The sequence below is a fragment of the Pseudonocardia sp. MH-G8 genome, from assembly GCF_002262885.1.
Taxonomy (GTDB): Bacteria; Actinomycetota; Actinomycetes; order Mycobacteriales; family Pseudonocardiaceae; genus Pseudonocardia.
The window spans coordinates 250,879-276,002 of the sequence record NZ_NKYF01000006.1 but is presented as its reverse complement, the minus strand read 5'-3'; the positions used below and the strand labels follow the sequence as shown (position 1 = coordinate 276,002).

Here is a 25,124-nt window from a genome sequence, read left to right as displayed (position 1 = left end):
GTGAGCTCGGGACGCTGCGGGCGGCCGACTGCGGGAACGCGTGCTCGGAAGCGGCGGCCGGGGGCGTGACATGCTCGTCGGCGTGGAGATCGCTGTCGTGCTGGCCGCGGTGCTCGTCGCCGTCGGGATCGTCGGGATCGTGGTGCCGGTGCTGCCGGGGCTGATCCTCGTGGTGGCGGGGGTCGCGGTCTGGGCCGTCCCGCGCGGCGACGCCACGGCGTGGACGGTGCTCGGGATCGTCGTCGCGATCGTCGTGCTCGGGTCGGTGGCGAAGTACCTCCTGCCTGGCAGGCGGCTGCGCGACTCCGGGGTGCCGGGGCGCACCCTCGCGTTGGGCGGCGTGCTGGGGATCGTCGGTTTCTTCGTGATCCCGGTGGTCGGGCTGTTCATCGGCTTCGTGCTCGGGGTGTACCTCGCCGAGCTGGCCCGGCTCGGCGGGCGGGAAAGCGCCTGGCCGTCCACGAAGCGGGCCCTCACGGCCGTGGGCTGGAGCATCGTCATCGAGATGGCCACCGGTCTGATCGCCGCGGCGGTCTGGATCGGGGCGCTCGTGTTCGCCTGACTCCGCCGTTTGACTACGCTGCCCGCCGTGAGCGAGATCAGGGTGGGCGTGCTGGGCGCGCGCGGGAGGATGGGCACGCAGGTCTGCGCGGCCGTCGAGGCGGCCGAGGGGCTCGCGCTCGTCGCGCGCATCGACGACGGCGACCCCCTGACGGCCCTGCCCGATGCCGGCGCGCAGGTGGCCGTCGACTTCACCCACCCCGGCGCCGTGCTCGACAACCTGCAGTTCTGCCTGGACCACGACATCGCGGTGGTCGTCGGCACGAGCGGGTTCGACGAGGACCGGCTCGACGACGTGCGCGCGCGGCTCGAGGCGCGGCCGGGCCACGTGCTCGTCGCCCCCAACTTCGGTGTCGGCGCCGTGCTCATGATGCAGTTCGCCCGCACCGCGGCGCGGTTCTTCGAGTCCGTCGAGGTGATCGAGCTGCACCACGCGAACAAGGCGGACGCGCCCTCGGGCACGGCCGTGCACACCGCCGGGCTGATCGCCGCCGCGCGCGACGAAGCAGGTGCCGGCCCGCTGCCCGACGCCACCACCTCGGAGCTCCCGGGAGCCCGCGGCGCTCAGGTCGAGGGCGTCCGCGTCCACTCGGTCCGGTTGCCCGGGCTGGTGGCGCACCAGGAGGTCGTCCTCGGGACCGCAGGGGAGACGCTGACGATCCGGCACGACTCGTTCGACCGGGCGTCGTTCATGCCCGGCGTGGTCATGGCCGTCCGGGCCGTGCGGGACCGTCCCGGCCTGACGGTCGGCCTCGAACCGCTGCTGGGCCTGTAGCGCGCGGCCGACCCGGGCCGGTGATCGCCGCGAGCCGCGCGTGACGGTGGTGTCGGCGGCGTTGGTGTGCGGCTCGGGCTGATCAGGTCGCTGTGATCGCTGTGAGCCGTGCATGACGGCGGTGCCGACCACGATGAGGTGCGGCTCGGAACGATCACCCGGCCCTCTCGTGCGGGGCTACCTCGGGTTCTGAGCGCGACTCGTGCGCGGCGGCGCGCGACTCGCGTGGGCTGGGACGCGACTCGCGTGGGGTGGGGCGCGACTCGCGTGCAGTGGGCGCGGCTCGCCGGTGCGGCTCGGGCGGGTGGGCGGGTGGGTCAGGTGAGTTCGAGGTCGAGGGAGCCGGTGACGCGGACCTCGCGCACGGTGCCCTCGCCCGTGTCGAGCACCCGGATCGTGCCGTCGGTGGCCCAGCCGGCGCGCTCGTAGAACCCGCGGGAGGCGGTGTCGGACTCCGGGATCCAGGCCAGGCCGTAGCGGGCGCCGTCGCCGCGCAACGCCTCGGCGGCTGTGGCGAGCAGGCGGCCGCCGTGCCCGCGACGGCCCCAGCGCGGCTCGACGAGCAGGATGTTGATCTCGGCCCACGCCTCCGGGCCGAGGGTCGGTCCGGACGGCGCGACCGCACCCTCGGGCGCGACGGCCGGCGCGGCCGCGCAGAAGCCCACGGTCCACTCGCCCTCGGTGGCCACCAGCACGTGGTGTCCGTCGCCCGCGGTGACGGCGCCCTCCCAGGCCGCATGCGTCTCGGGCGCGCGCAGCTGTTCGAGCGCCGAGGCCGGCACCAGGCCCTCGTAGGCCGTGGACCAGGTGTCGGACTGGATGCGGACGATCTCTGCCACGTCCTCGGGGGCGGCGGGGCGGACGAGTGCGGTGGCCATGCCGCCATCCAAGACCACCCCGGTCCCCATCCCGTCGGTCGCCCCCTGCGATCCGCCGTGGCACCGTGGTGCGGGTGCCCGTCCCCGCCGTTCCCGCCCGCGCGCCCGCCCTCGCCTGGGTGGCGCTCGGGGTGGTCTACGTGCTGTGGGGTTCGACGTACCTGGCCAACCGCTTCATCATCACCGACCTGCCGCCGCTCTTCGCGGGCGGCGGCCGCTTCCTGGTCGGGGGCTCGCTGCTCACGCTCGTGGTGCTGGCCTTCGGTGGCCGGCGGGCGTTGCGGATGGATCGGCGGCAGTTCGCGACCACAGCGCTGGCCGGGCTGCTGCTGCCGGCATGGGGCAACGGGCTCGTCACGGTGGCGCAGCAGCAGGTCGCGTCGGGAGTGGCCGCGCTGCTGATCGCCTCGGTGCCGCTGTGGATCGTCGTGTTGCGGGCGCTGACGGGGGACCGGCCGCGGCCGGCCACGGTCGTCGGCACCGGGGTCGGGGTGGTGGGTCTCGCGGTGCTGCTGCTCGCCGGCTCGTCCGGGGGCTCCGGAGGCGTGCTCGGCAATGCGTGGTGGGGGCCGTGGCTGGTGGTGCTGGCGGCGGTCGGCTGGGCGTCGGGGACGTTCGCGACCACCCGCCTGCCCGCCCCGAGCAACCCCTTCGCGCTGGCCGCGGTGCAGATGCTGGTGGGTGGCGTGGTGTTGATGGCGGGCAGCGTGGCGGTGGGGGACCGCCCCGACCTCGCGGCAGTCTCCCCGAGCGCGTGGTGGGCGTGGGCCTACATGGCGGTGGTGGTGTCGCTGCTCGCGTTCAGCGCGTACGCCTACGCGCTGGCGGTGCTTCCGGTCTCCACGGTGACGACCTACGCCTACGTCAACCCGGTGATCGCGGTGCTGCTGGGCATCTTCGTGGCGGGGGAGCGGTTCTCCGGGCTGCAGTTCGCCGGTGGCGCCGTGGTGCTGCTCGCGGTCGTGCTGGTGGTCGCGGCGGAGCGCCCCCGCGCGGGTCGGCGGAAACGTCGGGGGCACCTGGCAGCATCCCCGCCGTGACATCCACTGTCGAGACGATCGGTCCGGCCGCCGCCCGGCGGGCCGCGCTGGCCGCCCAGGGCTTCGCCGACCCGCCGCCTTCCGGTCCCGTCACGCGCCGCCACCTGTTGCGCGCGCTCGGGCGGGTGCGGCTGCTGCAGCTCGATTCGGTGAACGTCGCGGTCCGCGCCCACTACATGCCGCTGTTCAGCCGGCTCGGGCCCTACGACCCCGCCCTCGTCGACGACGCCGCGTGGTCCCATTCCGCGCGCAGGCCCCGCCTGCTCGTCGAGGCGTGGGCCCACGAGGCGAGCCTGCTGCCGGTGGAGGAGTGGCCGCTGATGCACGCCGGTGCCATCCGCGATCGCTGGTGGCGCAGCTACCAGCCGCTGGTCGAGCATCATCCCGGCCTGGTCGACGACGTGCTGGCCGCCGTCAAGGAGCTGGGTCCCGTCGGGGCAGGCACCCTGGAGGCCGCGGTGGCGGCCCCCACCCGCCCGCGGCCCCCGGGAGCGTCCTGGTGGGAGCGCTCGGAGGTCAAGCGCATCTGCGAGTACCTCTTCGGCGTCGGCACGCTCACCACGGGCACCCGGCGCCACTTCGAGCGGCTCTACGACCTGCCCGAGCGCGTGCTCCCGCCCGCGGTGCTCGCCGCGCCGCAGCCCTCCGCGCAGGAGGCGGCGCGGGCGCTCGTCCTGCGCTCGGCGTCCGCGTTGGGCGTGGCCACCGAGCCCGAGCTGCGCGACTACTACCGTCTGGCCCCGGCGCGCAGCCAGGCCGCGGTGGCGGAGCTGCTGTCCTCGAGCGAGCTGGAGCAGGTCCGGGTGCGCGGGTGGGAGCGCCCGGCGTACCGGCTACCGGGCACCAGGGTGCCGCGGCGGATCACCGGGCGGGCCCTGCTGTGCCCGTTCGACCCGTTGGTCTGGGAACGCGAGCGCACCGAGCGGATCTTCGGGTTCCGCTACCGCATCGAGATCTACGTGCCGGAACCGAAGCGGCAGTACGGCTATTACGTGTTCCCGTTCCTGCTCGACGGCGAGCTGGTGGCGCGCGTCGATCTCAAGGCCGACCGCAAGGCGGGCGTCCTGCGCGTGCGGGGAGCCTTCGCCGAGCCGCAGGCCGACCTGCCGCGCGTCACCGCGGAGCTGGCGGCCGAGCTGCGGGTGATGGCCGGCTGGCTCGAGCTCGACGGGGTGGTGGCCGGCGACCGCGGCGATCTCGCGGGCCCGCTCGCCGCGGCGCTGCGGTGAGCACCGTCAGCGCGGCTCGATCGCGTATCGCACCCCGGTGAGGTGCTCGGAGCGCTCCCACAGCCGGGCGGCGAGCGTGGTGTCCCGCGAGGCGCGGCTCGACCGGACGAGCGTGGGGTAACCCTTGCGGTGCCGTGGCCCGTCGGGACCGACGTAGTCGCCGCCTCCCACGCCGGGGGCCACCGCCGCGTAGAGCAGCGGCAGCACACCCATCTCGGGGCCCTGCGCGCGGCCGCCGGCCACGATCCTGCCCTGCAACGAGGTGTCCCGTCGCTGACCCTCGGTGGCGCTGACGCCGGGGTGGGCCGCCACCGAAACGGTATGTCGCCCCGCCGCGGCCAGCCGGCGCTGGAGCTCGTAGGCGAACAGCAGGTTGGCGAGCTTGGACTGCCCGTAGGCCAGCCACCGCTGGTAGCGGCGGCGATCCCAGTTGAGGTCGTCACGGATCCGGCCGAGCACGTGCAGGCCGCTCGACACGGTGACGACGCGATCGTGCACCCGGTTGACCAGCAGGCCGGTCAGGGCGAACGGGCCGAGGTGGTTGGTGCCGATGTGTCGCTCGAACCCGTCGACCGTGGTGCCCTTCGGCACCGCCAGGACGCCGGCGTTGTTGATCAGTACGTCGATGTGGCCGTCGAGACCGTCGGCGAACGCCCGCACCGATGCAAGGTCGGCCAGGTCGAGCCGGCGCACCTCGGTGTGCCCGTCGATCCGCTCCGCGACGACCCGCGCGGCGTCGACATCGCGGCACCCCATCACCACCCTCGCCCCGGCCCCGGCGAGCACGCGTGTCGCCTCCGCGCCGAGCCCGCTGTTGGCGCCGGTGATCAGCACCGTGCGCCCGCGCTGGTCAGGAACGTCTGCCGCCGTCCATCCGGTCATGTCGCGCCCCTCTGCCGTGCCCTTGGGTGGATCATGCAGATCCGAGCGGGCGGGGCGGATCTCGTCCACCCCGCCCGCCCTCGCCCTGCACCGATGCGATCCGCCCGGGCCGCTCCCCACTCGGCCCGCACGTCCCCCCGGACCGTCGATCAGGCAGGCATGTCGCCGGCACGGCCGCTCGCGCGCCCACGGCAACCGCGGTGGGAGCGCGAGTGCCCGGGCCGCCGGTCAGGCCGGCACAGCGGCCCGGGAGACCAGTACGTCGCCGCTGCCCGTACGCCCGCGCACCTTCAGCGCCGTAGGCGCAGCCGGGGCCGTTCCGGCCACGTCGAGCTCGCTGCGGGCGCGTCCGGAGCCCGACACCAGGTCCAGCTCGGCCCCGACACCGCGGTGCACACCGACGCGCAGCCCGCCCGAGCCCGTGGTGATCTGCAGGGCGCCGCTGCGGGCGTCGGAGACGGTGACGTCGCCCGAGCCGGTGCGCAGCTCGACGTCGCCGTTCACCTCGCCGAGGGTGACGTCGCCGCTGCCGGTCTTGATCTCGGTGGGGCCGCCCGTGGCGGCCACCCGGATGTCGCCGGATCCCGTGCGCAGCCGCGCTCGGCCGCTCACCGGCCCGAGGTCGATGGCGCCGGAGCCGGTCGTGACGTCCGCGTCGCCGTCCACGGCGTCGAGCGTGGCGCCGCCCGAGCCGGTGCGCACACCCGCCCAGCCGGCCTTGCCGGTGGCCCGCACCTCGCCCGCGCCGATCCGCGCCGCGAGACGGGAACGGGTGGGGGCCCAGACGGTGATCGCGAGTGGCACCACCCGCAGCGGCAGGTCCTGCGACGAGCGCACCACGAGCCGGCGCCCGCTCTCCGACCAGCTGATCTCCGCCGCGGACACGGCCTCGGCGGCCAGCTCCTCGACGCTCCCGCCGGGCGTGCCGCTGCCGGCCGTGGCACCGCCCAGCCAGGAGATGATGCCCGACAGGCCCTGGCTCCAGCTGTTGCCCGCCGACGGGTCGTGGCGCACCTCCACACGCACCTCGCCGGCCCCGTCGGGCTGGTCCTCCAGGTGCACCCGGATGCGGCCGACGTCCGCGCTGAGCTCGAGCTCGGCCGGTCCGTCGGAGCGCCACTCCTGCCGGCGCACCATCCCGGGCCCGGGCGCGGGGTCGTCGGCGGAGTCCTTGTTGAAGTCGATCCCGAAGTCGCTCATGCCGCTCACCCCTCGACCCATCCGCGCAGGCGCTTGCCCCCGCGGTCACCCGTCCAGTCGTCGCGGCGTCCGCCGCGGAGGCGATCGGCGAGCGCGCCTTGCACCGCCTGGGCCACCCAGGAGTTCAGCGACACCCCCTGCGCCGCGGCGGCCTGCTCGGCCTGGCCCTTGATCTGCTCGACGAGCCGCAACGTGATGCGGCTGATGTCGCCGGAGTCGGCGCCGGGGAAGCCGCCGGGGAAACCACCGGGGAAGCCACCGGGGGGCGGCTCCGAGCCCGGCTCCGGCTCGGAGCTCTCGTCGCGGTTCACGGCCACCCGCACGTCGCGGCCGTCGAGGCGGACCTCGACCACGCGGTCGCCGAGGGTGGCCGTGACCTCTGCAGCCAGGTCCGAGAGCGCATTCATGATCGCCAGGCGGGCCGCGGGCTCGATCGCGGCGCCGAGCAGCGCGGCGGTGCGCTGCGTCTGCTCGTCACCTGCGGCGGCGGCGGACGAGAGGTCCTCCCGCAGCTGCCGCACGTACTGGTTCAAGTCCATGACGCCACTATGGCGTCACTCGTGACATCGGTCAAGGAGTCCGTGTGACGCCATCCGGCGTCACACGGTCCTGTCGGGGTGCCCGGTTACGCTCCCGCCATGCCACAGGCCGTGCCGTTGGGCGTCCAGCTCGTCGCCAAGACGGAGTTCGTCCAGCCTGCGGACGTCCCGTGGAGCACCGACGCCGAGGGCGGTGCGGCGCTGGCGGAGTTCGCGGGCCGCGCCTGCTACCAGTCCTGGTCGAAGCCCAACCCCGCCACGGCCACCAACGCCGGCTACCTGCGTCACATCCTGGAGGTCGGGCACCTCTCGGTGCTGGAGCACGGCACGGTGAGCTTCTACCTCACCGGTGTGTCGCGCTCGCTCACCCACGAGCTCATCCGCCATCGCCACTTCTCCTACAGCCAGCTCTCCCAGCGCTACGTGCCCGAGCGTGACGCCGCGATGGTCGAGCCCGACGTCATCGCCGCCGACGAGGAGCTGCACGCGCTGTTCACGGAGGCGGCCGCCGCGTCGGTGAAGGCCTACGAGGAGCTGCTGGAGGGGCTGCAGAAGCGGTTCGCCGACGTCCCCGACGCCACGCTGCGCCGCAAGCAGGCGCGGCAGGCGGCGCGCGCGATCCTGCCCAACGCCACCGAGACCCGCATCGTGGTCACCGGCAACTACCGGGCCTGGCGGCACTTCATCGCGATGCGCGCCACCGAGCACGCCGACGTGGAGATCCGCGCCCTGTCCATCGAGTGCCTGCGCCAGCTGCAGCGCGAGGTGCCCACGGTGTTCCGCGACTTCGAGATCGCCACCCTCGAGGACGGCACCGAGATCGCCTCCAGCCCCTTCGTCACGGAGGGGTGAGCAGCCGTGCCCCGGCCAGCACGGCGAGCGCGCACGGCCACCGCGGCGCGTCCCGGGTCTGGCTGGTGCACCCCCGGCAACGGCCTCGGGCGTCGGGCACGTGGGCGGCCGACAGCCGGGCGCGCACGAGCGGCCACCCGGTGATGATCTCGGCGGCCTCGAACAGCAGGCGGCCGTTGCGCTCGGGGCGAGGTGTCGTCATGGGGGCGAAGGGTCGCCTGGGGTCCGCCGGATCCGGATTCGCCGATGTGGGAAATGCCGGTGCGGGAATCCCGCACCCGGATTCCCGTGTGCCACGATCCGTGACCGGGGCCGGACGGGGGGTCACGTGACACAGCACGAGGGGTCCATGATCCGCCGACGGGTGCTCGCCCGCCAGTTGCGACTGATGCGCGAGGACGCGGGGCTCACCCTCGAGCAGGCCGCCCCGAAGCTCGACTTCTCGGTGAGCAAGCTGAGCCGGATCGAGAACTCACAGGTCGTCATCGATGTGCACTGGGTCCCGTGCCGCCTACTATGGCACACATGACTCCTCCCGTCCACGCCGCGATCTACCTACGGATCTCGCTCGACAAGACCGGCGAGGGGCTCGCGATCGAGCGGCAGCGTGACGAGTGCACGGCGCTGGCCGTCCGCCGTGGCTGGACCGTCGCCCGGGAGTACGTCGACCACTCGGTGAGCGCCGCGGGGAAGGTCGAGCGGCCGGGGTTCCGGGCACTACTGGACGCGCTGCGGGCCGGGACGATCAGCCGGGTTGTCGCCTGGGACATGTCCCGACTGGTCCGCAACGCCCGTGACCGATACGAGCTGGTCGAGCTGTGTCGTGAGCGTGGCGTGATCATCTCCATGGTGCGCGGCAGCGACCTGGACCCCACCACCGCGGCCGGGCGCATCGTGATCAGCGTGCAGGGCGAGATCGCCGAGGAGGAGATCGCCGTCAAGGCGGATCGACAGCGCAGCGCGCGGCAGCAGGCGGCGACGAACGGGCGCCCGGTGCGGTTCAGCCACCGGCCGTTCGGCTACTGCGCCGACCGGCTCACCCCGCACCCCGTCGAGTCCGCGGCGATCGCCGACGCCTGTCAACTCGTCCTGTCCGGCGGATCGCTGCGCTCGATCGCGCAGGCGTGGAACGTTGCCGAGTTGCCCACACCGCAGGGCGGGGAGCGGTGGCTCCCGTCGGTCGTCCGCGGGGTGTTGCTCAACCCGCGCAACGCCGGGCTCGCCGTCTACGAACCGGCCCCGCAGAAGGGCGAGCGGCGCAAGCTCCCGCACGAGCGCGAGGTTGTCGGCCGCGGGGAGTGGAAGGCGATCATCACCGAGGAGGTCTACCGCGCCGTGGTGGACACGCTGACCGACGCGACCCGGGCCACGCCGAAGGGCACCCGCACGTTGCTCGGTGGGCTGGCCCGCTGCCCCTGTGGCGAGCACGTCTACGGCGGCAAGAACAGCCGGGGCACGTCCATCCTCAAGTGCGGTCGACTGCACCGCGGGGAAGCCGCCGACGGCGGGCACGTCAGTCGCAGAGCCGAGCCGGTGACCGCGTTCGTGGTCGCGCTGGTGCTCGCCCGGCTGTCGCGCGCCGACGCGCTCGATCTGCTGGCGCCCGACGAGGACGAGTCCGCGCAGGCGGTGGAACCGCTGCGGACCCGGGCGCGGGCACTGCGCACGCGCCTGGCCGCACTCGGCGAGGACACCGAGCTGCCGTTGCCGACACTGCGCGCGCAGGTCGCCGCCGCCCGTCGCAAGCTCGCCGAGGTGGAGGCCGATCTCGCCGAGGCAGGCAAGGCGAGCGTACTGGCCGGTGTGGTCGGTGCCGACGACGTCGCCGCGACGTGGGAGGCGCTGGATCTGGACCAGCAGCGGACGATCGTCGACACCCTGGTGAGCGTGACAGCGCTGCCGCCCGGCAAGGGGCCGCGCGCAGGGGTGGTGCGCGACGCGGAGTCGGGCGAGTGGGTGGCCGACCCCGCCACCGTCGACACCACGTGGAAGGTCTGACGCCCCGCGGTGTCCGGTGTACAGGACATCTTCCCAGGTCAGAGGGGGTGCCGGTGTTGCGCGGTACCCCACGCGTCCGCTAGAGTCGATCTCGACAGCGGCCCGCGTAGTACCCGGCAAGCGCGGCGCATAGGCGCACTCCCCCCGGGTGTCCCTCGCCGAGTGCGAGGCGTGGGGGCTTGCTCCTGACCGGCGGGTCGGGGAGCGGGCGAGCGGCAACCGCGCGGCCCGCGGCGAGACGTAACCGCCGGGCAGGTCATCGCACGACCCGGACGCACCGGAGCGCACGTGCACACCTCCTGATCACCCGGAGCTGTGCCATGTCCAGTCTGGACACCCCTGACCGTCTCATCGGCGTGACCGAGGCCGCCCGCCTCTGCGCGGTCGACACCTCCACGATCCGCCGCTACGCCGACCGCGGTGTGCTGCACGCGGAGCGCCTGCCCAGTGGCGTGCGCCGCTACCGCCTCAGCGACGTGCTCGCACTCCTGCAGCCGCAGCGGGCGGGGCAGCCGTGACCCCCGCCGAGCGCGCCGTGCAAGCACGCCGTGACGCGGTGGCCGAACGCGTCCGCACCGCACCGCCGCTGAGCGCGAGGCAGCGCGACACGCTCAGCGGTCTGCTGCGGCCCGTGCTGCGTGGCCGGCGCCTCAAGCGCGCCGCGTAGCACTCGCACGACCCCGCCGGTGCCGACCACCGGCGGACGCATCACCCCGGGCCCGCAGATCGGGCGCCGGACGACGAGAGGACACCGGCCATGATCCAGAAGACGAGGAATCGCCGTGCTCGCTCCCCCGGGAACGGGAAAGGGCGGCCTGCCCGCGCGTGACCAGCACGCCGGCAACCGCCCCGACCCCAGCAACCACGACGCCAACCACAACGTCATCGATAACAATACCGTCGCCGTCCGTCAGGTCCAGCCCGTCGAGCGCTGGGCCGCGGTGCCCTCCTACGAGGGGCTCTACGAGGTCTCCGACCGTTCCCGCGTCCGGAGTCTCGATCGGGAGGTCGTCGACCGCAACGGACGCCCGATGCGCCTGCGTGGCCGCGACCTGGTCGCCGTCGACGGGCGGGTCCGCCCCTACCGCGATGGGCGCGGCAGGACTGTCCACGTGGCCGCGCTCGTCCGCTCGGTGTGGCCGGAGGTGGCCCGATGAGCGCCGACCTGATCGAGACCACCGTCGACGGCGAGTGGGCCGCGCTCGTGGCCGCGGAGATCCCCGACGGCGCACCCGCGGCAGTGCGGGAGGGCATCGCTCGTCGGCGCCTGGTCGTCACCCAGGGCGAGTGCCCGTGTGGCGCGGTGTTCCGGCCGCCGCCCCGCGCCGAGCGCCGTGCGGCGGCCCGCACGGGGCGCGTGCTGCACGTCCGCGTCGAGCACTCCGACGACTGTCCGGCGATCACGACCCACATCGAGCAGGCGTGGAGGGAGGCGCGATGAGCGCGGCACTGGACATCGAGCAGGGCACCGAGTCCACCGAGCAGGAGCGGTTCGCGCTCTCGGAGGCCGTCCGCCTCGCCGAGCACGGGTACGCGCTCACGCCGGTGCGGCTCACTCGCAACACGGAGGACGGGAAGAAGGTCGCTCGGTTCTTCCTGAACTGGCGTCGATCGAGCGCGTGGTCGAACGATCCGGCGCAGATCCGGGACTGGTGGGCCACGTACGGGCCGTGCTCGTTCGCCCACGGGTGCGCGGCCAACGGCACCGAGGGGGTCGACCTGGACGCCAACCGGCCCGCGTGGTGGGCCGAGCAAGGCCACCCGACCGGCGCGCTCGTGCACCGCACGCCGTCCGGCAGCGTGCATCACATCTGGGCCGCGGACCCGGACGGCGAGCAGTTGCCGCAGGAGGCCGGCGCCACGCTGGGCCGCGGTGTGGACGCCCGCAACGGCAGCGGGTTGTTCTACGCGCCCGGCTCCTACATCGAGGGCGAGTCCGGCTCCTACCGCGTCGAGGGCGAGCTCCCCCGGCGCGAGGCGCTGGCACGCACTCCGGCGAGCGTCCTCGCCCTGTTCGCCGACCGGGCCGAGCGCTCCGACCGACCGGCCGACGGGCGCATCACGTTCCACGACCGGGAGTGGCTGCGCGCTCGCTACGCCGAGGCGCTCGAGCGGGTGCGATCGCACGACGTGGACACCGGTGGGTACCGGGACAAGCTGCTCGGCGCGGGCATGGTCCTGGGCCGCCTCGTCGATGCCGAACTCGTGGACCGTGAGCGGGCGGTGGCCGATCTGACCGCCGCGCACCTGAGCGTGTGGGGTGCGTCGCGGCTGTACTCGGCGAACCGGCGAGACATCGACCGATCGCTCGCCGACGGGCCGAGCAAGGAGCGATGGCGGGAGGACCCGGGGCCACAGGAGCTCACCCCGGACCCGGGCCGCGAGGCGGGGCCGGACTACTGGGCGCGCTGGGAAGCGCAGTTCGGCGCGCAGGCGTCCGCACACGGCACGAACGGAGGCACCGGCGGGCGGGTCGTTCGGCTCAAGCGCGCGTCCGAGTTCGTCATGCGCGCCACGGACTGGCTGTGGGACCGCCGCATCCCGTCCGGAAGCCTCACGCTCGTCGCGGGGCGCGAGGGCGATGGCAAGTCCACGCTGATGTACACCGTGCTCGCCCAGGTAACGCGCGGGACGCTCGCCGGGGATCTGCACGGCACGCCGCGCAACGTGGCCGTGGCGGCGACGGAGGACTCGTGGGAGATGACGATCGTGCCCCGGCTGGCCGCCGCCGGGGCCGACCTCGACCGGGTGTTCCACATCGAGGTCATGACTTCGTTCGGCGCGGAGACCGTGCTGCAACTGCCGCACGACCTCGCGGCGACGGAGACTGTGCTGCGCGAGGCTGAGGTACCGCTGCTGCTGCTCGACCCGCTCATGTCGCGCCTGGAGGGCCGACTCGACACGCACAAGGACGGCGAGGTGCGCCAGGCGCTCGAACCGCTCGTCGCGCTCGCCGACCGGGCCCGCTGCGCCACGGTGGGATTGATCCACTTGAACAAGGCCGGCGGGGCCGACCCGTTGAACGCGATCATGGCCTCGAAGGCGTTCGTGGCCGTCGCCCGCTCGGTGCTCTTCGTCCTGCGCGACCCGGACGACGAGCAGCGTCGGCAGCGGTCGGTGGGGCTGGCCAAGTCGAACCTGACCGACGACTCGGACGTACCGACGCTCAACTTCACGATCGAGTCGCGCACGGTCGGCGAGGATCCCGAGTCCGGAAAGCCGATCATGGCCGGTGCCCTCGCCTGGGGCGCGGAGTCGTCCCGCTCGATCCGGGACATGATCACGTCGGCCAGCGAGGATCCCGACGACCGGTCGGCGGTGGACGAGGCGAAGGACTGGCTCGACGACTACCTGACGCAGGCGGGCGGAGGCGCTCCGCGGAAGACCGTCATCGGTGCGGGCCGGGTGGCCGGACACAGCGAGTCGGCACTCAAGCGAGCGGCACGGACGCTCCGGATCGAGAAGACCTCCGGCGGGTTCCCCCGGGAGTCGCGATGGTCCCTGCCCGGTGCCTCCACAGTCGGGTCAACGGACGTCTCCACAGTCGGGTCAGCCCCCTAGGACCCGCAGGTCAGCTCCAGTCGGGTCAAACCATGGGGAGAGTGACCTTACTGAACTGACTGGACTAACTGTGACCTGACTGGACGGTCACGGCTCCAGTCAGTCCAGTCGGGTCAGTCAGGCCAAGCCCCCCCCGCGCGTGACCCGACTGGAGCGCCTGGCACCACTCCGACAAGATCAAGAAAGGAACACGAACATGATCGAGAGCCCCCCAGTCGCCGAGGACCACGACCCCCTCCCGCACGACGTGGCCGAGTACCGCGGCCCCGGGGCGAGTGCGGTGCCCGCGCTGGCGCGAGCCGTGCGGGCCTACGGCCTGACCGACCTCGACGAGATCACGCCCGTCGTGATCGCCGAGACCGGGCTCAGCGACACCACCGTGTGGAAAGCGTGGCTGGCACTGCTGGACCTGGACCGGCTGGCACTGGTCGGGCCCGGCCACCCGCGGCCGGGCAGGCACCGGGACGCCCACGTGTGGGTGGACGAGCCGTGACCGCATCGCCGATCGTTCGGCGTTCAGCCGCAAGCGCTGAACGGCCTTCGGGATAACGCGCTACACCAGGGAGAATGAACGGCATGAGCGCTGAACGGGCTGAACAAATCGCGGGTGACGAGCTCGCGAGCAAGCAGGCGCGCGCGTTCGTCCTGCACACGAAGGGCGAGAGCTACCGCTCGATCGCCGCGCAGCTCGGCATCTCGACGGGCACCGCGTGGAACTGGGTGGCCCAGGCCGCCGCCGCGCTGGAGTTCAGGCCGTCCGACGAGTCGGCCGAGCGGGCCCGCGACCGCGCGGTGCTCGACGAGTGGCTGTCCCGGCTCACCGCCGAGCACGACCGCGGACTCGTCGACACGGTGGCCACGGCGCGCACCGTCGTGCAGATCCTCGGCCGCAGGGCCGCGATGCTCGGTTACGACGCGCCGCGCAAGTCCGCGATCACGATCGAGCCGGAGCGCGAGAAGGCGGTGCCGGACATGGCGCTGCTCGAGGAGCTACGCCGCGCAACCGAGCATGCCGCGGCTATGGCCGCAATGGAGGCCGATGACGGCCTCTTCGACGACGAGAAGGGATCGACCGCATGAACGTCCACATCGAACGCGTCCCGCCCGACCCCGACGACCCGCGCGCCGCTGCGCTCGCCGAGACGCTGCGTGCCGAGCGCCCGGGCGAGCACGCCCAGCACCGCGCGGACGACATCGTCGTGACCCGGTTCGACGTGAACGCCGACGACGAGCCGCTCGGCACGACGTCGGTGCGCGTGCCGCACATCACCGGCTCGGCGCGCGTCACCCCCACCGGCCGCCGCCACGTCGACGACCCGGGCACGACCACCACCCACGAGCACGAGGAGGACGACCAGTGACGCACGCGCAGGACGCCGACATCACCGACGACGAGGCCGAGTCGCTGCTCGCCGAGGGTGCGGAGAATCTCCGTACCCCTGACGACGACGGCGAGCACGACGACGCGGTGTCCGAGGACGACGACGACCCGCGGCTGTCGAAGGCGCGCAAGGACGCCGCCACGTACCGGGAGCGCCTCCGCGACGCCGAGGCCGAGCGGGACGCGCTGCGCGAGGAGCTGAGCGGGCACCGGACGAACGAGGTCGTGCGGCTCGCCGAGGGCGCGGGGATGCGCTCCGGTGCCGACCTGCTCGCGGTGACCTCGCTCGAGGCCCTCAGAGACACGGAGACGGGCCGGATCGACCCGGAGAAGGTCACGGCAGCGGCCCGCGATGCGCTCAGCTCACGGCCGCACTGGCGCGGCTCGGCGAAGCTGCCCGCTCGGCCGACCGAGCGGCTACGCGGCACGGGCGACGCCGACACCGAGCCGCGCGAGGCATCCTGGGCTGACCTGCTCCAGCCCGGGCGGTAGGATCACTCGCTACGGGTGTCGACCATCGGCCCGGCGCCGCACCGGCACCCGTAGCGCGGCTCCAGGTGAGCCATCCCGCGCGGTCGCCCGGTGCACCGCGGACACATCACGCGCAGTCTGCGCATGTCCGTAGGAGCACCGCATCATGACCATGCTGACCACCACCGAGGACGTCGGCGGCCTGCTGCCCGCTGAGTACGGGAAGTTGATCACTCAGCCGGTCGACGAGCAGTCCGCGATCATCCGCGCCAGCACGCTCGTCACGACCAGCGCATCCGAGTACCACACCCCGCAGGTCACCGAGGACAGCCAGGCGTCGTGGGTCGCCGAGGGCGCTGAGATCCCGCAGGACGACCCGGTGCTCGCCGAGTTGGTCACCGTGCCGCGCAAGATCGCCGGACTCACCGTCGTGTCGTCCGAGCTCGCCAACGACTCCTCCCCGGACGCGCTGCGCATCATGGGCCAGTCCCTCGCCCGCGACATCGCCAGGAAGATCGACGTGGCCGCGTTCGGCGACCTCGCGGCACCGGCGCCGCCCGGACTTGAGGGGCTGACCGGCATCACCACGATCCAGCTGGGTGCCGGCGTCGTGGCGTGGGTGAACCTCGACCCGTTCGCCGCCGCCGTGAACGCGGCCGAGCAGGAGGGCGCGACGATCTCCAGCTTCGTCGCGAACCCGGACGACGCGCTCAGCCTCGCCGTGCTGAAGGACGAGGACGGCAGCAACCGCCCGCTCTTGGGCAGCGACCCGGCCAACGCCGGTGCACGCACCGTGCTGGGCGTCCCGCTCATCACCTCCCCGGCGGTCACCGCAGGCACGATCTGGGGGATCCCGCGGGTCTACTCGCTCGTGATCCGCCGGACGGACGTGCAGGTGACCCGCAGCGATCACGCGTTCTTCTCCAGCGACAAGATCGCGGTCCGCGCGATCATGCGCGTGGCGTTCGCGTGGCCGCACCCCGCGGCTGTCGTCGCGGTCCGCCTCGCGGCTGCCTGACACCCAAGACGTGGAGGCAGCGCGGCGTGAACGTCACCGACCCCGGTACCGATGAAGGCCGGTGTCAGAGCGAAGGACGCGACGCGGCCGTGGTGCTCCTCCTGCCACGGAGGAGGTTTCGCCGCGTGAGGCCCTGCGCCGTTCTGCCTCCACACGCACCACCTGAGCCGGGAGCCGGGCGGGAGTGGATCGGCTCCCACCCGGCTCCCACCCACCCGCGTCGTCCACACCGATGCCGAGTCCCGGCACGACGACGTGCGTACTGCGCACTACCTCGTGAGCCACGACGACGGCGAGCACGCGACGAGCGCGACGAGGTGCAGCACGACGCGGGCAGCACGAGCAGCGCACGGCGAGCGTGAAGGAGGGACGCGGCGATGGTCTCGCAGTCACGACGCGCGGAGCTGACCGCGGCACGCGCGGCGCGGGACGAGCGGGCGCGGGAGAGCGCACGAGCGCACGCACGCGGCGCGCAGACGGCTGTTGAGCGACGGCTCGCACGAGCGCACGCGCGGGCCGAGGCAGCGCGAGCGGCAGCAGCAGCGCGAGCACGCCGCGCGGACGAGCCTCCGTCACCGTACGTGAGCGAGGCCGCGACGCGTGCGAACGCAAGGCCGGGCGGGCACCCGACCCTCTGGCCATGATCACCGCCGAGTCATAGCAGGTCAGGGCGCCGAGAGCTGAAACGCCCCAACGCGCACGCGAGCGCGAGCAGAGAGAGGCCATCACGATGAGTGACAACGAACCCCCCGAGGATCTGCGCGAGACCGGACGCCGGCTGTGGGTCGAGACCCTGGGCAAGTACGGGCTCGGCCACCACGAGCTCGTGCTCTTGCACGAGGCGTGCCGGACCGCGGACCGGCTGGAGCGCCTCGCCGTCGAGGGCCGAGACGCCCCGCTCACGGCGGTGGACCGCAAGGGCGACCCGATCGCGAGCCCGCTGCTCGTGGAAGCGAGGCAGCAGCAGATCGTTTTCGCCCGACTCGTCGCGAGCTTGCGATTGCCCGACCTCGAGGACGTCGGAGCGCGTCCGCAGCGGCGCGGTGGCGCGCGCGGCGTCTACGGCACCGGCGAGCCCGCGCACGTCCCGGACCGGTGGCGGCCCCGCACGGGCTGAGCCGGAGCGCCGACGAGCCCGCGGCGGCCGGTAGCGTCGCCCAAGTCCCCGTAGCGGCCACAGGAGCGCCGGTGCGGGCCGTACCGGGAGCCGCGGCAGCAGGACAGCGCAGCGCCCCCGCTCCGGAAGCCCGGAACGGGGGCGCAGTCCTCTCGGCGGTCAGGCGGTCACTGCCACCACGACCGGCGCACCTGCACCACCTCGTAGCCGTCGGAGGTCAGCTCGCGCCGGATCGCGTTCTTCGTCGCCTTGCCGGTCACCCGCACCGAGTACGTCTGCCCGGCGTCGACGAGCGGCACCCGGGCGCGGAACTTCACGACGAACTTGGTGTCCTCGCCGTCGCGGTCCGAACCCTTCGCGGCGTTGCGGGCGCTCTTGGTGGCCGCGCTCTTCGGGCTGCTGAACAGGCCCATGTCAGATCATCTCCTCCTGTGTGGTGGTGTCGGCCCGCGCCTCATCGCGCCAGGCCGTGAACATCTCGACGAGCCGGTCATCGGCAGCGAACGCGGCGAGGTGCCCCGTGCGGTGCTGCTCGGCGTCGACGACCAGCGCGGCACACAACGGGCACGCGAAGGCCGTCAGGCGCCCGCGAGTGGTGAGGAGCCGATGGGTCCGCCAGCGGGCGGCGTGCGCGCTCATCGGCGGTGGCGCCCGACGTAGGCGGTGCCCGCGGTGCGCCGGTAGGCCATCACCAGCGGCGCGAACGCGAACGCGAGCACGAAGGCGAACCACGCCTCCCCACCAAGTACGGCCAGCACGGCGCCGCCGATGACGAGCGCGACGCCGAGGGCGAGGAGAGCGAGCCCGAGTGCCGCGGGGTGACGGCGGCGCGGGTCGTGAGAGATGATCTGCATCGCGATCAGGGCCTCTTCCTGGTCGTAGGCCCCGGCCGGTGCTTCGATCACCGGTTCGGGGCCGCCTTCTTGAGCGGAGGGGACCCGTTCCCTAGTGGTCTAGGATCTTGTTCACTGGGTGAAGAGCATGCTGGACGTCTACGACGTCGGCGGCGACCGGTGGACCGAGCTGGTGGACCTGGCCCGGGAGGCCGCGCAGCGGGGGTGGTGGCGGGCGTACGGGTTGGGCAACACCAGCTACATCGCCTTCGAGACGGAGGCGGCGCGCGTCCAGGACTTCACCATCACCTACGTCCCCGGGCTCCTGCAGACGGCGGACTACGCCCGCGCGATGATGCGCGCGGTACCGGTGCGTCGCAGCGCCGAGGACCTGGACAACGAGGTGGCGGCGCGGCTGTACCGCCAGCGGCGCCTGACCTCGGTCGAGGATCCGCTGGAGCTGATGGTGGTGGTCGACGAATCGGCGCTGCTGCGCCCGGTCGGCGGGCCGCGCGTGCTGCGGGCCCAGCTCTCGCAGATCGGCGAGCTCGCCGCGCTGGAGACGGTGACGCTGCACGTGCTACCTGCCGCGGTGGGTGCCCACGCTGCGCTGCCGTCCGGTTTCACGATCCTGAACTACGGGGACCTCGGTGAACCGGACATGGCCTACGTCGAGCACACCCTCGGCGCGCTCAGTCTCGACAAGGACGGCGACGTCGCGCGGGCTAGGCTGACGTTCGAGCGCGTGCTGTCCGACGCGCTCGACCCGGCTGAGTCCGTGGCTCTCGTCCGCCGGCTGGCCGGGTCGTGAGCCCGTCTGGAGGAGATGGCCGTGGGCGACGAGGAGCTCCGCTGGTTCACGAGCAGTTTCAGCGGCGGCAACGGGAACGGCTGCGTCGAGGTGGCGCTCCTGCCCGACGCCGTCGCCGTGCGCGACACGAAGGACCGCACGCGGGTGCCGCACCGCTACCCGGCCGCCCGCTGGGCCGAGTTCCTGGCCGGTGTGCGGGCGGGGGAGTTCGACCACTCCTGACACGGTGATCGCCGGTTCGGTGCAGGGGCGGCGACATGTGGCCGTTGATGCACCGATTCGCCGATCATGCTGTCTGCGGCTCGCAGTGATCACCAGATGGGCGCACCCGCGGCAGCATGTCGCCGTTCCTGCGCCGAAACGCTGATCATGCCTTTGGCGCCGGGTCGGGTGAGGGCGTGGTCACCAGTCCGGTGCAGGAACGGCCAGATCGAGCGCGGTGACGACTCGGGCCCGCGGATGCCGGATGGTGATCGCCGCGAGAAGCACCTGATGTCGCCGCGGCGGCATTGACGTACTGCTCGGGTCGATCATCAGGTCGTGATCGTTGTGAGAAGTGCCTGACGTCGCCGCGGCAGCAGCCACGTACTGCTCGGGTCGATCATCGGGCCGTGATCGTTGTGAGAAGCACCTGACGTCGCCGCGGCAGCATTGACGTACTGCTCGGGTCGATCACCGGGCCGTGATCATTGCGAGGAGTGCCTCACTGTTGCTGCGACAGCTGCCACGTACTGCTCGGGTCGATCACCAAGCTGTGATCACTCCGACAAGTACGCCACGGACGCGGCGCCCGTCCCCAGATCGATCACCCCCGGCCGCGTGGCGGTCCGGCAGCGCCCGCGGTTCCGGGCCTGACCGGTTCGGCAACGGGCTGGGTTCCGCGGCGAGAGTGGGGTCGGCGGGGAACCCGGGCGGCTTAGGCTGGCCGCGTGCCTCCCGCATTGACCTTCCTCGACGGCGTGCGCTGGCGCGGCGCACCCGTCGCGGGGGAGCGGGCGCAGACGTTGCTGGCCGTGCTGGTGCGCCGCGGGCGCGAGGGTGCCGGTGACGAGCGGCTCGTGGGCGAGCTGTGGGGGGAGGACCTGCCGGCGAACCCGGCGAAGGCGTTGCAGGTGGTCGTGTCGCGCACGCGCGCGGCGTGCGCGCCGGAGGTGGTCCTGCGCACGGCGCGCGGCTACCGGCTCGGCCTGCCCGACGACGAGGTCGACGTGTTGCGGTTGGGCGGGCTGGTGGCGCGTGCCCGGGCCGCGCTCACCGACGGTGACGCCGAGGCGGCGCGGGAGCACGCGCACGCGGCGCGGCAACTGGCGGAAGGGGTGGCGCTCTCCGGTCCCGTCGGCGGCCCTCTCGACGAGGTGCTGGCCGCCGCCTCGGACCACGCGGCCGACGCCGGGATGCTGCTCGGCGTGGCGCTGCACCGGTGCGGCGAGCACGCGGCGGCGCTGCCGTGGTTGGAGACCGCCGCAGCCGGGCGCCCCGGTGACGAGGAGCTGCTGGTCGCGCTCCTGCGCAGCGAGGCGGCGGTCCGTGGCCCCGGCGCCGCGCTGTCCCGGTACGAGTCCTACCGGCGCGACCTGGTGGAACGGCTCGGCGTCGAGCCGGGTGAGCCGCTGCGCCGCGTCCACCACGAGCTGCTCGCCCTCGACCGCCCGGTGCGCGACGGCCTGCTCTTCGACACCACCTCGCTGCTCGGGCGCGACGCCGACCTCGCCGCGCTGCGCGCGCTGCTGCACACCGGGCGGGTCACCTCGATCGTCGGCGCGGGCGGGCTCGGCAAGACCCGGCTCGCGCACGTCCTGGGCCGGGAGGCCGGGCAGCCGGTGGTGCAGTTCGTCGAGCTCGTGGGTGTCACCACCGGCGACGACGTCGTCAGCGAGGTCGGGTCGGTGCTCGGGGTCCGCGACTCGGTCACCAGCCGTCGCGCCCTCACCCCCGCGCAGCGCGCCGACGTCCGCGCCCGCATCGCCCAGCACCTCGGGCAGGCGCCCGCGCTGCTGATCCTCGACAACTGCGAGCACGTCGTGGAGGCCGTGGCGGATCTGGTGGCGTTCCTCGTGGCCACCACGCGCGACCTGCACGTCCTGGCCACGAGCCGGGCCCCGCTCGCCATCGCCGCCGAGCGCGTGTACCCGCTCGCGCCGCTCGGTGCGCCGGACGCCGCCGAGCTGTTCCGCACGCGCGCGGTGGCCGCCCGGCCCGGCGTCGCCCTCGACGACCGGGCCGTCGCCGACATCGTCGCGCGGCTGGACGGGCTGCCCCTGGCGATCGAGCTGGCCGCGGTGAAGGTGCGGGTGATGTCGGTGGCGGACGTCGCGCGCCGCCTGGAGGACCGGTTCAGCCTGCTGCGCGGCGGTGTGCGCGGGGCGCCGGACCGGCACCAGACGCTGCTGGCCGTCATCGACTGGTCGCACAACCTGGTCACCGACCGCGAACGTCGGGCCTGGCGGCGGCTCTCGGTCTTCCACGACGGGTTCACGCTCGCCGCCGCGGAGGCGGTGCTCGGGCCGGAGGCGGTCGATGCCGTGCACGCGCTGGTGGACCAGTCGTTGCTCGCCGTGCGCGAGGCCGGGGCGAGCGTGCGGTTCCGGATGCTGGAGACGGTGCGCGAGTTCGGCCGCAGGCAGCTCGTCGAGTCCGGGGAGGAGGCCGAGGCCCTGGCCGCGCACCGGCGGTGGGCCACCGCGTACGCGGACGCCGCGCGCTCGGGCCTGCACGGCCCGGACCAGGTGCGGTGCATGCACCTCCTGCTCGAGGAGGAGACCAACCTCGCGGACGCGCTCCGCCAGGCCCTCGCGGCGCCGGACCCCGCCGACGTGGTGGTGCTGTACGCGGCGTTGACCGGCTTCTGGTCCATCAGCGGTGACCACGCGCGGGTGGTCGGGCTGATCCACGCGGTCCAGGTCGCCCTGCGCGGCTGGACACCGCCGCCGGAGCTGGCCGGCCAGACCCGGATGGCGTTGGCGGGCGCGTTGAACAACACCGTGATCGTCGACGAGCTCGGGTTCGACGTGGGCGAGCTGTGGGCGCAGCTGCGCCGGCTCGGCCCCGGCCCCGGCCCGTCCGAGGTCGCCGCGAGCGTCGCGGTCACGCTCGCCCTCGACCCGGAGGACCCCGAGGGGATCGACACCCGGCTCGAGGAGCTGTCCGACGGTGCCGATCACCGCACGGCGGTGAAGGCCCTGATGTGGCGCAGCCACAGCCGGGAGAACGCCGGGGACATCGAGGCGGCGATCGCGCTCACCGCACGGGCCCTGGCCATGGCGCCGGAGGAGGACGGTCCGTGGTCCCGGGCGATGCTGCACACCCAGCTGGCGCAGCTGCACGCCGGCAGCGGGCAGCACGGCGAGGCGGCGGGGCACGCCCGGCGTGCCATCCCGGTGCTCGAGCGGCTGGGCGTCGACGACGACCGCGCCCAGCTCCTGTCGGTCACCGCGGTGCACGCGCTCGTCGAGGGCCGGCTCGAGGAAGCCGAGCGGATCTTCGCGGCGGTGGACGGTGTGGGTGAGCGCGGGCTGGGCCTCGGTAGTCGGGTGGTCCGGCTGGTCGGTCGCGCGGAGCTGGCGCTGGCCCGCGGGCGGACGTCCGACGGGCTGGCGTTCTACCGGGCGGCCGTCACCACCGCGCGGGAGCTGCGCTTCCCCGGATTCCCGTCCCTGAACGGGCACGAGCCGTGGACGGTGTCCATCGAGGCCACCGCGCTCACCGCGCACGCCCTGCACGGCTGTGGCGACGGCGCCGAGCTGGCCGCGGTGGTGCGTGGCAAGGCGTGCGCCCTCTTCGCGCCGGGCCAGTTCCACGACCACCCGGTCCTGGGGCTGGCGCTCCACGGCCTCGGCATGTGGTCGCTGTGCCGGAACGGGGAGGGCACCACGCAGGTGCCGGTGGCGGTGCGCCTCCTCGCGCTGGCCGAGCGGCTCGCCTACAGCCGCTCGGCGCCCACGATGGACTGGACGCACGCCGTCGACGCCGCCGAGCGCGCCGCGCCGGGCCTGCTCGAGAAGATCCTCGAGGAGTACGGCGAACGCCGCGGGCCCGGCCTGCTGGAGGAGGCCCGCGCCGTCGTGTGCACGCTCCGGTGAGTCACATCCGCCGGCGGAACGTGGCGACCGACAACGGCGCGAAGATCGCGACCACGACGGCGCAGACGAGCAGCGCCCAGCCGACCTCGGCCGTCACGGCGCCGGTGTTGGCGAGGGCACGGATCGCGGAGACCACGTGGGACACCGGGTTGACCTGCACGAACCCGGCCAGCCAGCCCGGCAGGGTCTCCACGGGGACGAACGCGTTGGACAGGAACGTCAGCGGGAACATGATCATCATAGAGATGCCCTGGACGCTCTGGGCGCTGCGGGCGATCGTCCCGACCCACGTGAAGACCCACGCGAGCGACCATCCGGCGACGACCGCGACCAGGCCGCCCGCGACGACCCCGAGCACCCCGCCGCCGGGCCGGTAGCCCAGGAGCAGGCCCATCGTGAACGTGAGCGTGGCGGCGATCGCGTAGCGCAGCAGGTCGGCGACCATCGGGCCGGCGAGCGGGGCGATGCGGGCGATCGGCAGCGACTTGAACCGGTCGAACACGCCCTTGTCCATGTCCTCGCGCAGTTGCACGCCGGTGGCCATGCAGGCGGTCAACGTGGTCTGCGCGAGGATCCCGGGGATCATCAGGGGCAGGTAGCTCGCGACGTCCCCGGCGATCGCGCCGCCGAAGATGAAGGCGAACATCGCGGTGAACAGGATCGGCTGCAGCGTCACGTCGAAGAACTGCTCGCCGTTGCGGCGCATCTTCATCGTGGCGCGCCAGGCCAGGGCCATGGTCTGGCGCACGGTCTCGCCCAGCGTGATGCGGGGGCGCGTCATGGCCACCCGGTCGGAACCCGTGGCGTGGGTCGGTTCGGCGAGGAGGGTGGTCATGCGGACTGCTCCAGGGTGGTGTCGTGGCCGGTCAGCGCGAGGAACACCTCGTCGAGGCTGGGCTTCTGCACGCTGACCGAGGCGATGGAGATCTGCGACGAGCGCAGGGCGACGAGGACGTCGGCGGCGTCGTCGGCGCGGTCGAGCGCGACGGTGATCCCACCGCGTTCGGGGGTGAGCACCGGTTCGGTGCCCAGCAGGCCCTGCACGGTGTCCGCGGCGGCAGCGGTGTGCGCGGGGTCGGTGAGAAGCAGGTGCAGCGAGGAGCTGCCGACCGAGGACTTGAGCTGGTCGGGGGTGCCCTCGGCGACCTTGCGGCCCCGGTCGATCACGGCGATCCGGTCGGCGAGCTGGTCGGCCTCGTCGAGGTACTGGGTGGTGAGCAGCACCGTGGCGCCGTCGTCGACGAGCGCGCGGATCGTGCCCCACATCTGGCCGCGGGTGCGCGGGTCCAGTCCGGTGGTCGGTTCGTCGAGGAAGATCAGCGGCGGTCGGGTGATGAGGCTGGCGGCCAGGTCCAGGCGGCGGCGCATACCGCCGGAGAACTGCGAGATCGGGCGGTTCGCGGCCTCCTCGAGCCCGAACTGCCCGAGCAGCCGGCCGGCGGTGCGCCGCGCCGTCGCGGAGGACAGGCCCTGGAGCCGGCCGAACAACCACAGGTTCTCGGCGGCGGTGAGGTTCTCGTCCACCGAGGCGTACTGCCCGGTGAGGCCGATGAGCTGGCGGATCTGGTGGGGGCGGCGGCGCACGTCGACGCCGAAGACCTCGGCGTGCCCGTCATCGATCGCCAGCAGGGTGGCCAGCATGCGCAGCACGGTCGTCTTGCCCGCGCCGTTCGGGCCGAGGACGCCGAAGATCTCTCCGGGCGCCACCTCGAGGTCGATGCCGTCGACGGCGCGGTGGGCGCCGAACGCCTTCACCAGCCCCTCGGTGCGGACGGCGGGGGGAGTCGGGGATGTCGTCACGGGGCAGAGGATGGGCCGGCGCGGTTTCACCGGGCCCTCGCCGCGCCTTCACCGCCTCCTGCAGGTGCAGGCGCCCAGCTCGCGGATCCGGGCAAGGCG

General features: G+C 73.5%; 32 protein-coding genes. 21 read left to right on the top strand and 11 right to left on the bottom strand.

Features of this window, described 5'->3' with window-relative positions:
* The first annotated feature begins 82 nt into the window (after positions 1 to 82).
* Together CFP66_RS17455 and dapB are read left to right on the top strand one after the other, a co-directional pair.
* The gene (locus tag CFP66_RS17455; RefSeq protein WP_233159498.1) at positions 83 to 562 is read left to right on the top strand and encodes a DUF456 domain-containing protein; all 480 of its coding nucleotides are present in this window, start codon (positions 83 to 85) and stop codon (positions 560 to 562) included.
* A gap of 27 nt (positions 563 to 589) precedes the next feature.
* Positions 590 to 1,336 (top strand): 4-hydroxy-tetrahydrodipicolinate reductase, encoded by a 747-nt coding sequence (gene dapB / locus CFP66_RS17450; protein ID WP_255413871.1) that lies wholly within the window; start codon positions 590 to 592, stop codon positions 1,334 to 1,336.
* A 317-nt stretch (positions 1,337 to 1,653) separates the two neighbouring features.
* Here dapB and CFP66_RS17445 read toward each other — a convergent pair whose 3' ends face one another.
* The gene (locus CFP66_RS17445; RefSeq protein ID WP_094925578.1) at positions 1,654 to 2,214 is read right to left on the bottom strand and encodes a GNAT family N-acetyltransferase; all 561 of its coding nucleotides are present in this window, start codon (positions 2,212 to 2,214) and stop codon (positions 1,654 to 1,656) included.
* A gap of 74 nt (positions 2,215 to 2,288) precedes the next feature.
* Here CFP66_RS17445 and CFP66_RS17440 point away from each other — a divergent pair, with 74 nt between their 5' ends.
* Together CFP66_RS17440 and CFP66_RS17435 are read left to right on the top strand one after the other, a co-directional pair.
* Positions 2,289 to 3,254: an EamA family transporter gene (locus CFP66_RS17440; protein WP_233159497.1), complete on the top strand. Its 966-nt coding sequence runs from the start codon at positions 2,289 to 2,291 to the stop codon at positions 3,252 to 3,254.
* A complete protein-coding gene (locus tag CFP66_RS17435) occupies positions 3,251 to 4,483 on the top strand; it encodes a winged helix-turn-helix domain-containing protein (RefSeq protein WP_094925311.1) in 1,233 nt (410 codons plus the stop codon). Before CFP66_RS17440 ends, CFP66_RS17435 begins: the two co-directional genes overlap by 4 nt.
* A 6-nt stretch (positions 4,484 to 4,489) precedes the next feature.
* On the opposite strand, the gene CFP66_RS17430 is transcribed toward CFP66_RS17435, so the two are convergent.
* The 3 genes from CFP66_RS17430 to CFP66_RS17420 form a co-directional block, all read right to left on the bottom strand.
* The gene (locus tag CFP66_RS17430) at positions 4,490 to 5,365 is read right to left on the bottom strand and encodes an oxidoreductase (RefSeq protein WP_094925576.1); all 876 of its coding nucleotides are present in this window, start codon (positions 5,363 to 5,365) and stop codon (positions 4,490 to 4,492) included.
* A 228-nt stretch (positions 5,366 to 5,593) separates the two neighbouring features.
* Entirely contained in the window at positions 5,594 to 6,565 is a 972-nt protein-coding gene (locus CFP66_RS17425; protein WP_143517283.1) for a DUF4097 family beta strand repeat-containing protein, read from the bottom strand.
* 5 nt (positions 6,566 to 6,570) lie between these two features.
* A complete protein-coding gene (locus CFP66_RS17420; RefSeq protein WP_094925306.1) occupies positions 6,571 to 7,104 on the bottom strand; it encodes a toxin-antitoxin system HicB family antitoxin in 534 nt (177 codons plus the stop codon).
* A gap of 99 nt (positions 7,105 to 7,203) precedes the next feature.
* Between CFP66_RS17420 and thyX the strand changes: the two genes are divergently transcribed.
* Entirely contained in the window at positions 7,204 to 7,956 is a 753-nt protein-coding gene (gene thyX / locus CFP66_RS17415) for an FAD-dependent thymidylate synthase (RefSeq protein WP_094925304.1), read from the top strand.
* Here the strand turns inward: thyX and CFP66_RS17410 are convergent.
* Positions 7,943 to 8,158, bottom strand: coding sequence for a hypothetical protein (locus CFP66_RS17410; protein ID WP_094925302.1), 216 nt, complete (start codon positions 8,156 to 8,158; stop codon positions 7,943 to 7,945). The genes thyX and CFP66_RS17410 overlap by 14 nt on opposite strands.
* A 126-nt stretch (positions 8,159 to 8,284) precedes the next feature.
* Between CFP66_RS17410 and CFP66_RS17405 the strand changes: the two genes are divergently transcribed.
* The 13 genes from CFP66_RS17405 (at position 8,285) to CFP66_RS17355 (ending at position 17,502) form a co-directional block, all read left to right on the top strand.
* Positions 8,285 to 8,485 carry a helix-turn-helix transcriptional regulator gene (locus tag CFP66_RS17405; RefSeq protein WP_094925300.1) on the top strand — a complete coding sequence of 67 codons (201 nt, stop codon included), beginning with the start codon at positions 8,285 to 8,287 and terminating at the stop codon, positions 8,483 to 8,485.
* Positions 8,482 to 9,954, top strand: coding sequence for a recombinase family protein (locus CFP66_RS17400; protein WP_158228126.1), 1,473 nt, complete (start codon positions 8,482 to 8,484; stop codon positions 9,952 to 9,954). The genes CFP66_RS17405 and CFP66_RS17400 overlap by 4 nt, the downstream gene beginning before the upstream one ends.
* 320 nt (positions 9,955 to 10,274) lie before the next feature.
* Positions 10,275 to 10,472 carry a MerR family DNA-binding transcriptional regulator gene (locus tag CFP66_RS17395; protein ID WP_094925296.1) on the top strand — a complete coding sequence of 66 codons (198 nt, stop codon included), beginning with the start codon at positions 10,275 to 10,277 and terminating at the stop codon, positions 10,470 to 10,472.
* The gene (locus tag CFP66_RS47930; protein ID WP_158228125.1) at positions 10,469 to 10,621 is read left to right on the top strand and encodes a hypothetical protein; all 153 of its coding nucleotides are present in this window, start codon (positions 10,469 to 10,471) and stop codon (positions 10,619 to 10,621) included. The genes CFP66_RS17395 and CFP66_RS47930 overlap by 4 nt, the downstream gene beginning before the upstream one ends.
* A gap of 115 nt (positions 10,622 to 10,736) precedes the next feature.
* Positions 10,737 to 11,111, top strand: coding sequence for an NUMOD4 domain-containing protein (locus tag CFP66_RS17390; protein ID WP_198961507.1), 375 nt, complete (start codon positions 10,737 to 10,739; stop codon positions 11,109 to 11,111).
* Positions 11,108 to 11,395, top strand: coding sequence for a hypothetical protein (locus tag CFP66_RS47925; protein ID WP_158228124.1), 288 nt, complete (start codon positions 11,108 to 11,110; stop codon positions 11,393 to 11,395). Before CFP66_RS17390 ends, CFP66_RS47925 begins: the two co-directional genes overlap by 4 nt.
* Positions 11,392 to 13,515, top strand: a complete 2,124-nt coding sequence (locus CFP66_RS17385) for an AAA family ATPase (RefSeq protein ID WP_158228123.1) — start codon at positions 11,392 to 11,394, stop codon at positions 13,513 to 13,515. The genes CFP66_RS47925 and CFP66_RS17385 overlap by 4 nt, the downstream gene beginning before the upstream one ends.
* A 196-nt stretch (positions 13,516 to 13,711) precedes the next feature.
* Positions 13,712 to 14,008 carry a hypothetical protein gene (locus CFP66_RS17380; RefSeq protein ID WP_094925288.1) on the top strand — a complete coding sequence of 99 codons (297 nt, stop codon included), beginning with the start codon at positions 13,712 to 13,714 and terminating at the stop codon, positions 14,006 to 14,008.
* Positions 14,009 to 14,091: 83 nt separating this feature from the next.
* Positions 14,092 to 14,595, top strand: a complete 504-nt coding sequence (locus CFP66_RS17375; protein ID WP_158228122.1) for a sigma factor-like helix-turn-helix DNA-binding protein — start codon at positions 14,092 to 14,094, stop codon at positions 14,593 to 14,595.
* Positions 14,592 to 14,876 (top strand): hypothetical protein, encoded by a 285-nt coding sequence (locus CFP66_RS17370; protein ID WP_094925284.1) that lies wholly within the window; start codon positions 14,592 to 14,594, stop codon positions 14,874 to 14,876. The genes CFP66_RS17375 and CFP66_RS17370 overlap by 4 nt, the downstream gene beginning before the upstream one ends.
* The gene (locus CFP66_RS17365; RefSeq protein ID WP_094925282.1) at positions 14,873 to 15,388 is read left to right on the top strand and encodes a hypothetical protein; all 516 of its coding nucleotides are present in this window, start codon (positions 14,873 to 14,875) and stop codon (positions 15,386 to 15,388) included. Before CFP66_RS17370 ends, CFP66_RS17365 begins: the two co-directional genes overlap by 4 nt.
* A 145-nt stretch (positions 15,389 to 15,533) precedes the next feature.
* A complete protein-coding gene (locus tag CFP66_RS17360) occupies positions 15,534 to 16,385 on the top strand; it encodes a phage major capsid protein (RefSeq protein ID WP_094925280.1) in 852 nt (283 codons plus the stop codon).
* Positions 16,386 to 17,115: 730 nt separating this feature from the next.
* A complete protein-coding gene (locus tag CFP66_RS17355; RefSeq protein WP_094925278.1) occupies positions 17,116 to 17,502 on the top strand; it encodes a hypothetical protein in 387 nt (128 codons plus the stop codon).
* Between the two features lie 167 nt (positions 17,503 to 17,669).
* Here CFP66_RS17355 and CFP66_RS17350 read toward each other — a convergent pair whose 3' ends face one another.
* The 3 genes from CFP66_RS17350 to CFP66_RS17340 are packed head-to-tail and all read right to left on the bottom strand — an operon-like array spanning position 17,670 to position 18,407.
* Entirely contained in the window at positions 17,670 to 17,915 is a 246-nt protein-coding gene (locus tag CFP66_RS17350) for a hypothetical protein (protein WP_094925276.1), read from the bottom strand.
* A gap of 1 nt (position 17,916) precedes the next feature.
* On the bottom strand, positions 17,917 to 18,141 hold the full coding sequence (locus tag CFP66_RS17345) for a hypothetical protein (RefSeq protein ID WP_094925274.1): 225 nt from the start codon (positions 18,139 to 18,141) through the stop codon (positions 17,917 to 17,919).
* Positions 18,138 to 18,407: a hypothetical protein gene (locus tag CFP66_RS17340; protein WP_094925272.1), complete on the bottom strand. Its 270-nt coding sequence runs from the start codon at positions 18,405 to 18,407 to the stop codon at positions 18,138 to 18,140. Before CFP66_RS17340 ends, CFP66_RS17345 begins: the two co-directional genes overlap by 4 nt.
* Before the next feature lie 76 nt (positions 18,408 to 18,483).
* Here CFP66_RS17340 and CFP66_RS17335 point away from each other — a divergent pair, with 76 nt between their 5' ends.
* Together CFP66_RS17335 and CFP66_RS17330 are read left to right on the top strand one after the other, a co-directional pair.
* Positions 18,484 to 19,146, top strand: a complete 663-nt coding sequence (locus tag CFP66_RS17335; protein WP_233159515.1) for a DUF5753 domain-containing protein — start codon at positions 18,484 to 18,486, stop codon at positions 19,144 to 19,146.
* A gap of 21 nt (positions 19,147 to 19,167) precedes the next feature.
* On the top strand, positions 19,168 to 19,368 hold the full coding sequence (locus CFP66_RS17330) for a DUF397 domain-containing protein (RefSeq protein ID WP_369805086.1): 201 nt from the start codon (positions 19,168 to 19,170) through the stop codon (positions 19,366 to 19,368).
* Positions 19,369 to 19,548: 180 nt separating this feature from the next.
* On the opposite strand, the gene CFP66_RS47245 is transcribed toward CFP66_RS17330, so the two are convergent.
* Positions 19,549 to 19,731: a hypothetical protein gene (locus CFP66_RS47245; RefSeq protein ID WP_143517282.1), complete on the bottom strand. Its 183-nt coding sequence runs from the start codon at positions 19,729 to 19,731 to the stop codon at positions 19,549 to 19,551.
* 344 nt (positions 19,732 to 20,075) lie between these two features.
* Here CFP66_RS47245 and CFP66_RS17325 point away from each other — a divergent pair, with 344 nt between their 5' ends.
* Positions 20,076 to 23,225 (top strand): BTAD domain-containing putative transcriptional regulator, encoded by a 3,150-nt coding sequence (locus CFP66_RS17325; RefSeq protein ID WP_094925266.1) that lies wholly within the window; start codon positions 20,076 to 20,078, stop codon positions 23,223 to 23,225.
* Position 23,226: 1 nt separating this feature from the next.
* Here the strand turns inward: CFP66_RS17325 and CFP66_RS17320 are convergent, their stop codons facing one another.
* Both CFP66_RS17320 and CFP66_RS17315 read right to left on the bottom strand, forming a co-directional pair.
* Positions 23,227 to 24,060: an ABC transporter permease gene (locus CFP66_RS17320; protein WP_094925264.1), complete on the bottom strand. Its 834-nt coding sequence runs from the start codon at positions 24,058 to 24,060 to the stop codon at positions 23,227 to 23,229.
* Positions 24,057 to 25,025: an ATP-binding cassette domain-containing protein gene (locus CFP66_RS17315; protein WP_094925574.1), complete on the bottom strand. Its 969-nt coding sequence runs from the start codon at positions 25,023 to 25,025 to the stop codon at positions 24,057 to 24,059. The genes CFP66_RS17320 and CFP66_RS17315 overlap by 4 nt, the downstream gene beginning before the upstream one ends.
* Positions 25,026 to 25,124 lie beyond the last annotated feature (99 nt).

Bases quoted from the DNA above. Each gene is read 5' to 3' on its own strand.
- CFP66_RS17355 (WP_094925278.1), top strand. From the start codon at position 17,116: ATGAGTGACAACGAACCCCCCGAGGATCTGCGCGAGACCGGACGCCGG.
- CFP66_RS47925 (WP_158228124.1), top strand. From the start codon at position 11,108: ATGAGCGCCGACCTGATCGAGACCACCGTCGACGGCGAGTGGGCCGCG.
- CFP66_RS17370 (WP_094925284.1), top strand. From the start codon at position 14,592: ATGAACGTCCACATCGAACGCGTCCCGCCCGACCCCGACGACCCGCGC.
- CFP66_RS17335 (WP_233159515.1), top strand. From the start codon at position 18,484: ATGCTGGACGTCTACGACGTCGGCGGCGACCGGTGGACCGAGCTGGTG.
- CFP66_RS17410 (WP_094925302.1), bottom strand. From the start codon at position 8,158: ATGACGACACCTCGCCCCGAGCGCAACGGCCGCCTGCTGTTCGAGGCC.
- CFP66_RS17350 (WP_094925276.1), bottom strand. From the start codon at position 17,915: ATGGGCCTGTTCAGCAGCCCGAAGAGCGCGGCCACCAAGAGCGCCCGC.
- CFP66_RS17425 (WP_143517283.1), bottom strand. From the start codon at position 6,565: ATGAGCGACTTCGGGATCGACTTCAACAAGGACTCCGCCGACGACCCC.
- thyX (WP_094925304.1), top strand. From the start codon at position 7,204: ATGCCACAGGCCGTGCCGTTGGGCGTCCAGCTCGTCGCCAAGACGGAG.
- CFP66_RS17400 (WP_158228126.1), top strand. From the start codon at position 8,482: ATGACTCCTCCCGTCCACGCCGCGATCTACCTACGGATCTCGCTCGAC.
- CFP66_RS17430 (WP_094925576.1), bottom strand. From the start codon at position 5,365: ATGACCGGATGGACGGCGGCAGACGTTCCTGACCAGCGCGGGCGCACG.
- CFP66_RS17320 (WP_094925264.1), bottom strand. From the start codon at position 24,060: ATGACCACCCTCCTCGCCGAACCGACCCACGCCACGGGTTCCGACCGG.
- CFP66_RS17445 (WP_094925578.1), bottom strand. From the start codon at position 2,214: ATGGCCACCGCACTCGTCCGCCCCGCCGCCCCCGAGGACGTGGCAGAG.
- CFP66_RS17380 (WP_094925288.1), top strand. From the start codon at position 13,712: ATGATCGAGAGCCCCCCAGTCGCCGAGGACCACGACCCCCTCCCGCAC.
- CFP66_RS17345 (WP_094925274.1), bottom strand. From the start codon at position 18,141: ATGAGCGCGCACGCCGCCCGCTGGCGGACCCATCGGCTCCTCACCACT.
- CFP66_RS17360 (WP_094925280.1), top strand. From the start codon at position 15,534: ATGACCATGCTGACCACCACCGAGGACGTCGGCGGCCTGCTGCCCGCT.
- CFP66_RS17375 (WP_158228122.1), top strand. From the start codon at position 14,092: ATGAGCGCTGAACGGGCTGAACAAATCGCGGGTGACGAGCTCGCGAGC.
- CFP66_RS17395 (WP_094925296.1), top strand. From the start codon at position 10,275: ATGTCCAGTCTGGACACCCCTGACCGTCTCATCGGCGTGACCGAGGCC.
- CFP66_RS17385 (WP_158228123.1), top strand. From the start codon at position 11,392: ATGAGCGCGGCACTGGACATCGAGCAGGGCACCGAGTCCACCGAGCAG.
- CFP66_RS17420 (WP_094925306.1), bottom strand. From the start codon at position 7,104: ATGGACTTGAACCAGTACGTGCGGCAGCTGCGGGAGGACCTCTCGTCC.